Source organism: Fluviispira sanaruensis (assembly GCF_004295685.1).
Taxonomy (GTDB): domain Bacteria; phylum Bdellovibrionota_B; class Oligoflexia; order Silvanigrellales; family Silvanigrellaceae; genus Silvanigrella; species Silvanigrella sanaruensis.
In genome coordinates this window covers 3,141,688-3,154,523 of the sequence record NZ_AP019368.1, presented here as the reverse complement: position 1 = coordinate 3,154,523, position 12,836 = coordinate 3,141,688, and the positions used below count along the sequence as shown (strand labels likewise).

14 protein-coding genes are annotated in these 12,836 nt (G+C 33.5%); 8 read left to right on the top strand and 6 right to left on the bottom strand.

All coding sequences use genetic code 11. From position 1 onward, the window contains the following. Nucleotides 1–76 precede the first annotated feature (76 nt). Nucleotides 77–1,024 carry a hypothetical protein gene (locus tag EZS29_RS13360; protein WP_130611739.1) on the top strand — a complete coding sequence of 316 codons (948 nt, stop codon included), beginning with the start codon at nucleotides 77–79 and terminating at the stop codon, nucleotides 1,022–1,024. Nucleotides 1,025–1,320: 296 nt separating this feature from the next. Here the strand turns inward: EZS29_RS13360 and EZS29_RS13355 are convergent, their stop codons facing one another. Next, a complete protein-coding gene (locus tag EZS29_RS13355; protein WP_130611736.1) occupies nucleotides 1,321–2,532 on the bottom strand; it encodes an FAD-binding oxidoreductase in 1,212 nt (403 codons plus the stop codon). A 49-nt stretch (nucleotides 2,533–2,581) separates the two neighbouring features. Then, nucleotides 2,582–3,508 carry a 50S ribosomal protein L11 methyltransferase gene (locus EZS29_RS13350; protein WP_130611733.1) on the bottom strand — a complete coding sequence of 309 codons (927 nt, stop codon included), beginning with the start codon at nucleotides 3,506–3,508 and terminating at the stop codon, nucleotides 2,582–2,584. Nucleotides 3,509–3,692: 184 nt separating this feature from the next. Between EZS29_RS13350 and EZS29_RS13345 the strand changes: the two genes are divergently transcribed. Further along, a complete protein-coding gene (locus tag EZS29_RS13345; RefSeq protein ID WP_130611730.1) occupies nucleotides 3,693–4,685 on the top strand; it encodes a hypothetical protein in 993 nt (330 codons plus the stop codon). 148 nt (nucleotides 4,686–4,833) lie between these two features. Further along, nucleotides 4,834–6,054: a rhomboid family intramembrane serine protease gene (locus EZS29_RS13340; RefSeq protein ID WP_172603959.1), complete on the top strand. Its 1,221-nt coding sequence runs from the start codon at nucleotides 4,834–4,836 to the stop codon at nucleotides 6,052–6,054. A gap of 55 nt (nucleotides 6,055–6,109) precedes the next feature. Here EZS29_RS13340 and EZS29_RS13335 read toward each other — a convergent pair whose 3' ends face one another. From EZS29_RS13335 to EZS29_RS13325, 3 genes are all read right to left on the bottom strand, one after another. Further along, entirely contained in the window at nucleotides 6,110–6,442 is a 333-nt protein-coding gene (locus tag EZS29_RS13335) for an HPF/RaiA family ribosome-associated protein (RefSeq protein ID WP_130611724.1), read from the bottom strand. Nucleotides 6,443–6,526: 84 nt separating this feature from the next. Next, entirely contained in the window at nucleotides 6,527–7,504 is a 978-nt protein-coding gene (locus EZS29_RS13330) for a universal stress protein (RefSeq protein ID WP_172603958.1), read from the bottom strand. Between the two features lie 34 nt (nucleotides 7,505–7,538). Next, a complete protein-coding gene (locus tag EZS29_RS13325; protein WP_130611718.1) occupies nucleotides 7,539–8,228 on the bottom strand; it encodes a tetratricopeptide repeat protein in 690 nt (229 codons plus the stop codon). A 266-nt stretch (nucleotides 8,229–8,494) separates the two neighbouring features. Here EZS29_RS13325 and rpsP point away from each other — a divergent pair, with 266 nt between their 5' ends. Both rpsP and rpsT read left to right on the top strand, forming a co-directional pair. Next, a complete protein-coding gene (gene rpsP, locus EZS29_RS13320) occupies nucleotides 8,495–8,764 on the top strand; it encodes a 30S ribosomal protein S16 (protein WP_130611715.1) in 270 nt (89 codons plus the stop codon). Between the two features lie 138 nt (nucleotides 8,765–8,902). Then, a complete protein-coding gene (gene rpsT, locus EZS29_RS13315; protein ID WP_130611712.1) occupies nucleotides 8,903–9,175 on the top strand; it encodes a 30S ribosomal protein S20 in 273 nt (90 codons plus the stop codon). A gap of 41 nt (nucleotides 9,176–9,216) precedes the next feature. Here rpsT and EZS29_RS13310 read toward each other — a convergent pair whose 3' ends face one another. Next, entirely contained in the window at nucleotides 9,217–9,678 is a 462-nt protein-coding gene (locus EZS29_RS13310; RefSeq protein ID WP_130611709.1) for a YiiD C-terminal domain-containing protein, read from the bottom strand. Between the two features lie 189 nt (nucleotides 9,679–9,867). Here EZS29_RS13310 and EZS29_RS13305 point away from each other — a divergent pair, with 189 nt between their 5' ends. The 3 genes from EZS29_RS13305 to EZS29_RS13295 all read left to right on the top strand — a co-directional run bounded on the left by EZS29_RS13305 (nucleotide 9,868) and on the right by EZS29_RS13295 (nucleotide 12,795). Continuing rightward, nucleotides 9,868–10,317 (top strand): DoxX family protein, encoded by a 450-nt coding sequence (locus EZS29_RS13305; RefSeq protein WP_130611706.1) that lies wholly within the window; start codon nucleotides 9,868–9,870, stop codon nucleotides 10,315–10,317. A gap of 187 nt (nucleotides 10,318–10,504) precedes the next feature. Then, nucleotides 10,505–11,488 carry a 3'-5' exonuclease family protein gene (locus tag EZS29_RS13300; RefSeq protein WP_130611703.1) on the top strand — a complete coding sequence of 328 codons (984 nt, stop codon included), beginning with the start codon at nucleotides 10,505–10,507 and terminating at the stop codon, nucleotides 11,486–11,488. Nucleotides 11,489–11,643: 155 nt separating this feature from the next. Next, nucleotides 11,644–12,795, top strand: coding sequence for a citrate/2-methylcitrate synthase (locus EZS29_RS13295; protein WP_130611700.1), 1,152 nt, complete (start codon nucleotides 11,644–11,646; stop codon nucleotides 12,793–12,795). Nucleotides 12,796–12,836 lie beyond the last annotated feature (41 nt).

Sequence of the window (12,836 nt, the reverse complement as noted above, 5' to 3'; positions counted from 1 at the left end):
AAAAAAAAATAAGTAAATGAACTTAAGATAAAAATGAAATAATATTCATTTTTATCTATTTATATTTGAGGAGATTATGAAAAAAATATTGGTATTACTTTCATTGCTCTATGGACATTTTGCTTCAGCACAAATAGAAAGTATCAAAGGAACATTTTTACAAAAAGAAATAGGGATATTTACATTTAGCCCAACAGAAAGTAGTTTTTCTAGTAATGAAATTGAAATTATTAATTCATGGTTGTTATCAAAGACTAAAACTCTAGACAAAAATTTAAGATATGAGAATTTAAATCTTTATTTTGATATTAAAAAAAATAGCTATGAAACTACCACTGGTTGCTTTACAGACTGGTTTAACAGTTTAGATAATGGAAACAGAATTCCACTTATGGCTTATTTCAGTAATACTGATTTTAAAAATTTAACGAATACGCAAATACAATATCTGTCAGATTCTTTTAATAAATACACAAACGATAATTCTGAAAATTGTCGCAAGTCTCCTTTATTAAATGATCCTTTATACATAAGCTTAGGTTTGAATGAGTATTTAAGTTATAAATTGCAAAATGTTTCATATGATGTTAGGTATGGAAATATCTTGGATAAAACATTTAAATCTATAACTCAAAAATTAAATTTAGACTCGGCTAAACTACTTAAAAATTGGTTAGATTCTATGCAAAATGATTTTATTTCAATAAGTCCAGATTTAATATATAATTTAATTAATAACTTAACTATAACAAGCCAAAATATCTTAAATGAAACGGAGTTCACTTTTAAGTTTATTTCAAATACAAAAAAGTTTGATGTGAATTTTATAAATATAATTGATAATGATACCTTAGTTTACCCATATATAAAAGCTTCGAAATATATTTTTGATGCATGCTCTGAGTATAATAAGTTTTTGTTATTGAAATGTAATTCAAGGAATTATCAAAAAACATTTTACTCTATACAGTTAAAGCGGAGTAACGATAAATATTATAATGATATTTTTATATTTAAACTTTAAAATCAATTTTTATCATATATTTTAAGATATTTATGCGTAAAGAATTTCTTAATTTTATGGCGCTAATGCTGCGCAAAAAAAAAACGTCGATCTTTAGCTCTTATATAAAATATATATATCATTATGAATAAATACTTGGGTTTAAAAATTTCTACTTTTTTTTCTTTACTCCAAAAACAAGTATATAAACACCTATTAAGATTAAAATGGTAGCAATAATTTTAGAGAACCCTCTTCTTCATTGAAAATAATATGGGAAGTTAAAAAAACAAATATAGGTATGAGTAATGAAAGCACTAATCTTCATGTTTTTTTATAAATGCTGTCTGCAATCTGCGGGGGCGCAGTCTTGGATGTAGGTCAGGGCTTTTCTCATTTAAAATAAGATCGGTTGTTATTTTCGCAGCCCATGCTCCAGCAGGAAATCCTGTGGCAAGCCAGCCCGTGTTGCCCAGCACACGACCCAATTTTCCATATTCTCCCAGTAAAGGAAGTTCATCGCAGGGGTAACAATCAGCTAATATTTTTATTGTTGCTAAGTTAAATTTAAAAGTATTTGTAAAATCATTAAGAGAAGCATATTTAAGTTCTTTTGCAAAAATAGGAAAGACAATTTCCTGTTGGAACTTTTCAACATTTATAAAAGTTTTATCAGGAATTTTAGTCTCTGTTAAGTTAACGCCCGCCCCTGCTCCTGGAAGTAAAAATCTTGGCCCGGATATTCTTAAAGTAACTTTATTTTCATCTTGAATAAATGTTCCGCAAATATGCCCATTGGAAGCACGAAAAGAAAGGGGTTCGATCTGAATTTTTTTATCCGTCTGTGCTTCATATTCGTATAAACAATCGCTCATGGGAATAAGATATTTTTCAAATTTAGCAATTAATTTTGCAATATCTAAGCCATTTCCTAGAACAACAACTTCGCTCTCAATTGTTTTTTTATTATTGAGTTCAATAAAGCATTTGTTTTGAGTCTCTTTTAAGTTTATAGCTTTTGAAGAAATCACCGTCACTTTTAATTTATTTAATGCATTAATTATATTTTTTTGCAATAATATTTTATCTATGCATAACAGTGCTTTTTCATTTTCAAGATAGACACCATCCTGAGCAGTTTTCTGCAGAGAGAAACCAAGTTTTTGGGCTGTGACAAGCTCTTCTTTTTCAAAATCTTTTAAACCAATCCTCAGGCATTTACTTGCAAGCCAATTGTCACTGTCACCCACTAAAGGAAGCAGTTTATCTTGAAAAAAGTGAACGCCTTTGCTGCAAAAATCATTGAGATACAGAGCAACATCGTGCCCATGTGCCACGTCCGCCCGAGTGGGTGGGTCATTCAGAGTTGGCCAACAGGCACTGAGTGAAGATAAGAAGGAATCAAATGGTTGTGAATTTTCGGGAATAATCAGCCCCACCGACATATTTTGTTCAGCTAATAAAAGTGCGGTGAAACAAGCATAGGGACCAGAACCAATGAGGGCGACATCGAATTGATAATCGGACATTTCTGTTTTCCTATTTTGTGTGACGAAAAATCATCGTCTGTGAACGCAGTTATTTAGTGCAAACAATCGAGCACCAATCGCCCATTGTGTGGGTTGCGAGGAAGTTCATTTTTTTCTCTGCAAGAAAAGCGAGAAAGTCCTTTCTCTCAGAAACAAGTATACCAGATAAAATAACAATTCCTTTATCAGCGATATGCTCCCTAATAGAGGGCATTATAGCTTTTAAAGGTCTGCTTTGAATGTTGGCAATAATCAATGCAAAATCGGTTTCTTTTATATCTTCAATAGGTATGTTGGTAAATTGGATTCCAGCTGCATTGTTTGTTTGAGCATTTTCTTCAGCAATGCGCATGCAATCGGGATCGAGATCATTGGCAATTATAAATTCAGCCCCTAATTTCTGGGCCGCAATGGCCAAAATTCCGCTGCCTGTCCCAACATCTAAAACCTTTTTTGGAATTGTATAATTGAGCATCGTTTCTAAACACAATCGCGTTGTCTCATGTTGTCCTGTGCCAAAAGCCATGCCTGGATCAATGACAATTTTGTGTTTTTGCGTAAAACTTTTACTTTGTTCCCAGGGAGGAATGATAGCAAATATATCCTTCACAAAAATAGGACGGAAAGATGCTTTCCAGCTTTCTTTCCAGTCCTGATCAGCCAATTCTTGAATCGTAAAAGTCGTTTCGTCGAAAGGAATATTCACTTTGGGAAATAGATGTTTTAAGGCGCTTTGAATAGAGAGCAAATACTCTTTATCGTTGTTATATAAAATAACAGGGATGTTATGAGCTAATTCAGTATAGTAATCGTGTTTGGGATCTTGAGGATTGTATTCTGCTTCGACATCGCATTCTAATGTCCCTAAGACAAAATCGTGAATATCGAGTTCAGCAAACAATTCTGCAAGGATATCTTTATTTTCTTCACTGATATTTATTTTTAATTCATAGCAAATATCGTTTTTTTGAGTCATTGAGATCTACGGCCTTTCATTTGGTTTGATAAGAGTATCTATACGCGATCTGATCTTCGCTTGAGAAGTATGAACAAGTGAGCCATTCTTTGCGAAATTTTGTGTTATAGCTCTTGAGTGCAGATTATTCGTATCCCTCATCAATATCAGAGTCTGCCATACTCTGTTTTGTAGGAGAATTGAAGTGCTTTCGAGGACTGAAAGGCTAGAAATTGTAAATTCGCATAATTCAATTTGTCGATTTGTCATTGGCGCAGGTGCGGTTGGGTTATTTTTAGCCCACACTCTCAAAATCGTGTATCCTCAAGATTCACTTTATATCATGAACAAATCACGGACTGTTCTTCCTCTCACAATTGAATATGTCGATGGGAGGCAATTTCAATCAGATTTGCAAGCAGTGCTGCTAAATGAAAATCCACAAAATATTTTTTCCAAAATAAAAAGTTTAAATATTTATTTTTATGTCACGTTACCACCAGAGAATGCGGAAAATGTTTTTGTATATATATTAAAGATATTAAAGGGAGTAGCAGGTGAGAAAATAATAACCATTATTTTTTTAAATAATGGCTTTGTTGATAAGAAAAAAATCGAAAATTTTAAAATAAAATTAAGTAAAAAAGGATTTCTCACGATTCATTTTATCCGAGCGTTAATAATTGCAGGATATATGCGTACTCGGGATAACGCGGGAACTTTGGTGAAGAATACTGGCGGAAATAAAATTTTTTATGGAACTTATAATAATGAATTTATTGACTCGAATAATATTTTTCCAAAAGAGTTTTATTCAAGTATTTATGACAAGGATATTTTTTTGAGAGAAAAGGCAAAATTTATAACAAATCTATTATTGGGCTTGATTATTAATAATAAATTATTAGAGAATAGAAAAGTTTTTACAATCATTCCAAAAGATAAATTGGACAAGACTCTTGAAAATTTTTGTAATTTATTTGGAGAAAATGAAGTAAGATATGATTTTATTCGAGAACAGTTTTTACTCGCAGTTCATGAAACAGGTGGAAATATTAATAGTATAAGTTATGCTTGGTATCATGGAAAAAGGCAGACGATAGATTACTTTGTTTCAGAACTAAAGTCTTTTATGAAGAAGAGTAAAAATAAAAGTGCAATACATTTTATGAATGAAATTATAAAAGAATATTATTGATTCGTTTTATTTCAGCAGTGGAAAGATAATTATGATCAGTACGAATAGAAGAAGATTTTTGTTTAGAAAATATAGTATAGCTAGTTTTACGATCGTTTCAATTAATATCATTTATTATCTTTTTATATGTGCTCAGTCTGGAAATTTTTTGACAAAAATAGTCCAAGGACCGGGTTACGACCTGTTGGTTGCCTACGGAGCAAAGGAAAATGGTTTGATAGCATCTGGACAAATGCAAAGACTTTTTTTTCCAATTTTTATGCATGTAAATCTTGTGCATCTCCTCGTTAATATGTTTGGTCTATGGTCGATTGGTCGGATCTTTGAAATGATAGCAGGGCATAGGAATCTATTTATTCTATATCTTGTTGCAGGAATAACCGGTAATTTTTGTAGTTTTGCTTTGTTACAGAATTTATCTGTGGGTGCTTCAGGAAGTTTATTTGGCTTATTATTATGTTTGTTTATTATTCAAAAATATGAAGAAAGACTGTCAAAACAATTTAAGCGTCCGACTCAGGGGATGCAGTTTGGTAGAGTCCTGCTTGTGAACTTGGTTTTAAATATTATTTTTGGTTTTTCTATCCCAATTTTTGATTGGGCCGCTCATTTAGGTGGCTCTCTTGCTGGAATACTATTTGGTTTTGCTTTAACAACAAGGCATAAATGGAATTTGAAATTTATTTTGTCTTCTGCAAACTCTATGCAATTAAAGAAAAAGTTTTTTGAAAGACATCGTATTTATTATGTAGGAATAATATTATTAAATATATTGTTCTCAATGGCATTTTTTAATATTAAAAAATATCAAATCATCTATGGCAAAGCCATAGAGAGTGCAGCAGAAAATAAAAATATGGTCATGTCTTATGAAGATTTACCTCAATATGAAGATATTCTTGTCTCACAAAATGAAGAAACCAATCCTGAAAATATGCAGAATGATGCAATTTTTTTACATGAAAATGGTTATTTTTTTGCTGCTTTGAATTTATATGAAGTTTTGTACACTTTAAGTAAAGAAGGCTTTGGTTCTGAACAATTTTCCTCGGATTCTAACAAAGTATTGCTCAAAGCTGCAATTGAGTTGGCTAAACAAGATCGTATAACGATAGCGACTATGAAAAAATATAACCAAAAAAAGATTTATAATAAAAAGAATATTACAGAAATTTGTGCTAAACCAGCTGCTCTTTATATGACATTGGGATTTTTCCAAATTTCGGGTAAATTATATGAATGCGCTTATGCATTGAATTTAGGAAATGATGAATATGCTTTGAAAGGGATAGAGTCTTTTCATTTGGCAGAAGACACGCAAGGAATTAATCAGATATTATCAATGATAAATATAGCTGATAAAAAGTAAAACCTCAAAATAAATAAATATTTTGAGGTTTTATGTTAAAAACGATCTAGAAATATTATTCGGTATCTTGAGCATAAAAAATACTTCTGGAATCTTTATGATGATCTTGTTTCTTTGCGTGGCTTTTTTTCAGCTGTTCCACTGCTTTTTTTGCGCATTGGTGAATACTGTTATACATATCAGTTGATTTAACAGTGACATCTCCGTTAAATGCACCATCAACCCAAGTTAAATGAGCGATTTGTTCTTCCCGCTGTATAGATAAAGTCCATTTTGTTTTTATATGATTGAGTGCAATTGAATGCAGTTTGTCTTTAGATTCTGCTTCACAGGCCTCTTTTAGTGGCTGTGTAAGTTCGAAACCATGTGCTGCAACTTGAATTGGCATAAGACACTCCTTTGTGCAATAAAGTCAATGCGCAGAGTATATTATTTCCAAAATAATTGCCATAAAAAAAATGAAATTTTATATTTAATTTTTTTGTGCTACTAAAAGAGGAACAAAACATGCTTCTTCAATTGAAGATGTTTTGCTGCCTAAGAAAAATCTTTTCAATGCACTTTCCCCTCTTGCTCCAATGATCAGCAAGTTCTTATTTTTATCTTTTTTCAGAAGTTTTAAAATATCGTCACCGACTCTACCAACATCAATTTGAGTGCTAATATTCATAAAACCAGTTTTATTTTGTAAATTTTGTTTTATTTTTGTAATTTCTTCTGTTTTTTGCGCTTTGATTTCATCTATCGTATCTGTTTGAACTTGTGAAGGAATGTAATCAATTGGAAAAATATGGGAAATATTCATGTCTAAATGGGTCGTAGTGGCATCAAAAACATGTAATAGTAAAAGTGGGCAGTTTGCTTTTGCCGCAAACGTTGCGGCCATATCTTCTGCAAACTCACTTGTTTCATTAAGAGCAGATGCAGCTAGTATTCCTATAGGAGTCCATGAACTCCACTCTTCACTTGATGGCATAATTAAAGTCGAAACTTTAGATTCTATAGCGATTTCTTTTGCGGGTGAACCGAATAATATTCTTTCCCAAAATGAACTTTGTTGTTTCCCAACAATAATAAGATCAATTTGGCTGCTTTGCTCTTCCAAAATATCGATAGTTGCAGTGACTTCATTCTCAAGTTTAATTTTATATTCTATATTTTCTGGAATTTTTACATGAAATCTTTCTGAGATTTTTTTAAAATGGTCATGTGTTTCTAATGTTTTTTGTTCTAAAAAAATTTTATATTCTTCACTCTGGGCTATATTATCTTTTGGCTGAACAACATCATCATTTAAAAATTTATTTGGTTCGTGTAAATAATGTTGACCACAACTGAGCACTGTCATTCTGGCATCGAACATCTGAGTGAGACGCATTGCTGCTAATTCCGCATTGATCGATACTTGTGAAAGATCAGTGACACAAAGTATATTTTTAATATTTTGCATAAATTTCTCCATTTAAATTTATCAGAAACAGGTTTTACAATTGAAGTTTTTCAGCTTCTTTGTGTTTACCTGTCGCGATCAGAATTTTTGCAAGCATATTTTTGGCTGAAAAATTCTCTTTATCTTTTGCTAAAAGATGCTTTACTGTTTTTTCTGCGAAAGCAAATTCTTTGAGCTCAAATAGAATTTTAGATAATAACGTGATATATTCCATTGAATTTTGCTTTTTAGCAAGCACAGGGACGAGTAAGTTATATGCTTCTTTTAACTGATGGCTGCTAATAAGGGAATTAATGGCTTCAATCAGCATTCCACCTTTGGCATATGAATAACTTTTTATATATGAGCTGCGTATGCGCTCCTCTAAAAGACTTTCATTTAAAGGCTTGAGGATAAAATTGCTGTAAAGACTTGCTTTAAGAAGTTTTATCTCTTCTTGATCCGCATCGTGACAAATGGCAAGGCAGGGTGGTGGGGGAAAAAATTTATGGCTTGCGTCGGGAAATCGTGCAGGGAAAAAGCGAATTTTATCTATATTCTTCAGATCTTCAACCACAAAATGCGGCTTATACCCTTTTTTTATAATAATATCAAGGCCTTCTGCGGTCGTGCGCGCGTTTTTGATCTCACGTGCGCCACAGCGCCAGAGTGCCGCTCGGACAACCTCCTCCGTGCTGGGTGAGTCAGTAATATAAAGAGCTTTTTGTAAGGTCTGTAAACTCACGGAGTCACCTCGATTTTTGAAATTATATCAAACCGTTGTATAGCTTCCAAGCCACAGTTGCGCCCTTTCTTTTTCATGGATGAAGTGCTTATTTTCTTGACTTTCATTCTATAAGAATTTATCAGAGGCAGTTGCTGTGCAAGATTGCATGGTTTTTTCTGGCAACGCACCCTGTGCGAGCTTAGACCGCAGGTAACGGTATCTGCGGATCGTCACTCAGCAGCAAGTGCCCAATAGATGGCTTTGCCCATTTAGGAGTTTTTAATATGGCTCTCAAGTTTAGACTTCAGCGTTTTGGCTGTAAAGGTCGTCCTTTTTATCACGTAGTTGTTACAGACTCTCGTAATGCGCGTAATGGCCGTTTTATTGAGCGTGTTGGACATTACAATCCTATGCCTGACCTTTCTGTTGTAGAACTTAAGACAGACAGAATGGCACACTGGTTTGGCGTTGGCGCTCGTCCAACGAATACTGTTGCAAATCTTCTTAAAATTAAAAAAGTTGACCTTGCTGAGCTTGCAAAAAGCCAAGGTTAATTTCTCTTATTTTATTGACTTGGGTTTCCGTAGCTCCTGAGTCATGTTTTTGAATGTTGGAATCGGTTCAAGTAAGTTTGTGTACCAGCATTCATTTTTCAAGCAGCACTTACTTATTTAAGCATATTGGAGCTTCACATGGCTAATCATATTTCTTCCGAAAAACGCGCTCGTCAGAGCGAAGTTCGTCGTCTTCGTAATCGTGCAAACATGAGCGCAATGAAAACAGCAACAAAAAAAGTTATTGAAGCTGTACAAAAAAAGGACTTCTCAAATATTGCAGAACTCCTTCGTGCGGCTCAATCTGTTATTGCTAAGACTCGCAAAAAAGGCACAATTCATAAGAACAATATGGCTCGTCGTATCAGCCGTTTAACTGCTTATGTAAACAAGGCTCGCAACGCTCAATAATAAATTGAGTGTCGTTTGCTTTAAAAAAGCTCCCAATACATTTATTTGTTTTGGGAGCTTTTTTTGCGTATGTAGAGAGTTTTTTCAACTTCAGCAATTAAATTTTTGCTTTCATCATTAATAAAAATATTAAAAGTGGGTTCCATTTTATTTCCATTCGCAGTATTCTTACGAATATTATCAATTTGTTCTTTGGTTATTAATATTTTAGCAAAGACTTTGCTTTCCGCTGGTTTTTTAAAATGAATTGTCGCAGATTTATCCCAAATAATATGGTCATTACCTAGATGATGCATAAGTAACAATACCAAAAATGGATCTGTCATCGAATAAAGAGATCCACCAAACTGTGTTCCTTTAATATTTTTATTCCAGAATTTTAGTTTCATCTCGACATCTAGTGATGTCATATCGTCAGATATGTTATTAATATGAACACCCGCTCCCAAATAAGGTGGCCAAAAACGCATTAATTTTAGCATTGTTTTCATTTGTAGTTTCATATTTTTTCTTTCTAAATATATAAAATCCTTTTAAAAATAAAAATTTATTCCAAGAAAAATAAATTAAATCAAGTTTGCGTTTGATCTTTATCGGCAAACTGGTAATTTAAGTTGTTTCACGTTTCTTGAAAAGAGTTATTGCGTACATAAATGTTCTAATCGTTATGAATCAATAGGAAAAGGCAGAAAATGAAAAAAAATATAAGTAAAATTATTTTTCAGACGAATCCAGAGTATTCAACTCTTATTATGCGCTTAGCGCTTGGTTGCATGATATTGCCCCACGCCTTGCAAAAAACTTTTGGCTTATTTGGTGGCGGAGGATTTTCAAAAACGTTGGAATATATGAATCAGGCGGAAGGTATCCCACTTTTTTTCGCCTTTTTAGCTATAATGGCTGAATTCTTAGGGGGCTTAGGTCTTATATTTGGTTGTCTGACACGGGTGGCTGCATTTGGTGTGGGTTCTGTCATGACAGTGGCAATGCTCATGCATCGCTCAAATGGATTTTTTATGAATTGGTCAGGCACAAAAACGGGTGAGGGGATCGAATTCTTTATTCTTGCCATTGGTTTATCACTTGCACTTATACTAAATGGCGGTGGAGCATTGTCCATTGATAGAAAACTCAGTCGCTAAGAAAAACTTTTAAACAATTTTAGTTTTTGAATGTTTTCTACAAAAAAAACTTTTAAACAATTTAAATATTAAAAGCAAAACCCGCCCAATTAACATGTCGCTAAAATATTATTGACTTTATTTTTTTCTAAAATATTATCATATTGATTTTGTGAATCACAGCAATGAAAAAATGAGCTAACTAAATATGACTATGAATACATCTCGAAATCTTTTAAAAAATGAACGACCTCAAGCTCCTATTCTTATTTTCGACATAGAAACAGTTCCTGATATACCATTATTATACGTAAATTATCAAGACAGACTCGAGAATAAATTTGTTTTTAATGAAGACTCTCATTGGAATGACAATGAAAAACTCGAAGAGATAAAAGCGCAGACTAAAATTGATTTCCCTCAAACAATTTATCATTGTGTGCTTTCAATTTGTGCTATCTTTATCGATCCAGAAACTTATCAAATCATGGATGGATTTAAGAGAACTATCAGAAACGTTGAGAGTTATAGTGAATTAAAAGGAGCTGAAAAAAACATTCTGAAAGAGTTTTGGGCTTTTTCTATAAAACATCAAGATTTTCATAAATATTGGTACGATCAAACTATGAATGATCGCTATATGAGTGATTACCAAAGGAACAAATTAAAAAAATTACCCGTAACATTTTGCGGATATAATATTTCTAATTTCGATTTAATGGTTATAGAACAAAGAAGTCTCATTCATTTTATAACTTGTCCGATTGATGATTACGTAAAAAATTTAGGTAACGATTCTTATCGCTATAAATATGCATCGGATAAAGTGTTTGATCTGATGAGCTTTGTATCAAACTTTGACAATAAAAATGCACGCATTGGCTTAGATATTCTTGCCCAATCAATGGGACTTGCCGGAAAATTAAGTGGAATGGATGGTTCCCAAGTTGCTTCGGAATTTTACATTAATAATGCATCAGATAAAATAGAGGAGTACTGTGCAATTGATGTATTAATTTCATACGGTGTATTTCTTGCTATCCAAAAATTTAGAGGAATTCTTTCAGAAGATCGGTTTAAGGAATGTCTTATATGGTTCGAAAAATGGCTTTTAAAAGAAGGAAAACCAAAAAGTTATCGGGATTTAGCAATAGAAAGTGATAAGTATTTTGCATATGCAAAAAATGCTTAAGACTTTCTAGAAAGAGCCGATAGTTGTGTGTGCGTACCGACAGGAGTATAGAGAATCAAGAGTACGTAAGCCATTCTGTTTTGGAGTTTCGTATTTCTGCTTCGCTACGATTATTTTAAAGTATTTTATATTTCATAATTTCGGAGGATATTTTTATGGGTGAAGATCTCGGCTTTTCAAAAGGACTTGCGGGAGTGGTTGCCGATGCAACATCTGTGAGTCAAGTTCAAGGTGAAGACGGACGCCTTATTTATCGTGGAATTTCTATCGAAGAGTTGGCTGAAAAATCTACATATGAAGAGTGTGTTTATTTTTCTCTTTATGGAAAAATGCCGACGAAAAATCAATTGACAAAATTTAATACAGAATTAAGACACAATCGCGTGTTACCAAAAGCTGTGGAAGCAGTGATTGCCGCAGCGCCGCGTTCTGCTCACCCAATGGCTGTGCTGCAAGCAGCAGTGGCTGCAATGGGTTTTGACGAGCAGCCTGTTAACTTAAAAAATGAAGATGCAAATATACACAACGCAATCAAAATTATAAGTCAATTGGCAACTGCTGTTGCGCATATTTCTCGTGATCGTCGTGGACTTTCACATATCCCACCAAATACAGAAATGTCACATGCAGAAAATTTCTTGTATATGCTCCATGGTAAAGTACCAAATAAAGAAGAAGCGCGTATTTTTGATGTTGCCTTGATCCTGCATCTCGATCATGACTTCAACGCTTCTACTTTCTCAGCGCGTGTGGTCGCTTCTACCGAAGCTAAGCTTTCGCTGTCGATTTCTGCGGCAATAGGCGCTCTTTCTGGACCTTTACATGGCGGTGCCAATGAAAAAGTTCTTGAAATGGCTGATGGAATTGGCGCACCAGAACATGCAAAAGAATGGGTATTAAACGCGATTGCGACAAAAGCAAAAGTTATGGGTTTTGGTCACCGCGTATACCGCACAATGGATCCGCGCGCTAAAGTTTTACGTGGTATGCTTGAAAAACTTGTTGCAACAAAAAGTGATAAAAGCACATATGAAACTCTTAGAATTGTGCATGACACTATGATTGAAGAACTAGGTAAAACTTCAAAAGACTATATTTGGCCAAACGTTGATTTCTGGTCAGGTTCACTTTATCGCCTTATGGACATTGATTCGATAGATTTTACGCCTATTTTCGCTGTGTCTCGGGTTGCGGGTTGGTCATCGCATATTATTGAAATGTGGCGTGACAACCGCATTTATCGTCCATCGGCAAAATATGTTGGACCTACAGATGCAAAGTACCAAGATATAAAAAATAGAAAATAAATATTTAGTTTTTTATTCTTTTGCTAAAATAAGATTGATAG

Coding starts and splice junctions, on each gene's coding strand:
- EZS29_RS13360 (WP_130611739.1), top strand. CDS start 77: ATGAAAAAAATATTGGTATTACTTTCATTGCTCTATGGACATTTTGCT.
- EZS29_RS13355 (WP_130611736.1), bottom strand. CDS start 2,532: ATGTCCGATTATCAATTCGATGTCGCCCTCATTGGTTCTGGTCCCTAT.
- EZS29_RS13350 (WP_130611733.1), bottom strand. CDS start 3,508: ATGACTCAAAAAAACGATATTTGCTATGAATTAAAAATAAATATCAGT.
- EZS29_RS13335 (WP_130611724.1), bottom strand. CDS start 6,442: ATGCCAATTCAAGTTGCAGCACATGGTTTCGAACTTACACAGCCACTA.
- EZS29_RS13330 (WP_172603958.1), bottom strand. CDS start 7,504: ATGCAAAATATTAAAAATATACTTTGTGTCACTGATCTTTCACAAGTA.
- rpsP (WP_130611715.1), top strand. CDS start 8,495: ATGGCTCTCAAGTTTAGACTTCAGCGTTTTGGCTGTAAAGGTCGTCCT.
- rpsT (WP_130611712.1), top strand. CDS start 8,903: ATGGCTAATCATATTTCTTCCGAAAAACGCGCTCGTCAGAGCGAAGTT.
- EZS29_RS13310 (WP_130611709.1), bottom strand. CDS start 9,678: ATGAAACTACAAATGAAAACAATGCTAAAATTAATGCGTTTTTGGCCA.
- EZS29_RS13305 (WP_130611706.1), top strand. CDS start 9,868: ATGAAAAAAAATATAAGTAAAATTATTTTTCAGACGAATCCAGAGTAT.
- EZS29_RS13300 (WP_130611703.1), top strand. CDS start 10,505: ATGACTATGAATACATCTCGAAATCTTTTAAAAAATGAACGACCTCAA.
- EZS29_RS13295 (WP_130611700.1), top strand. CDS start 11,644: ATGGGTGAAGATCTCGGCTTTTCAAAAGGACTTGCGGGAGTGGTTGCC.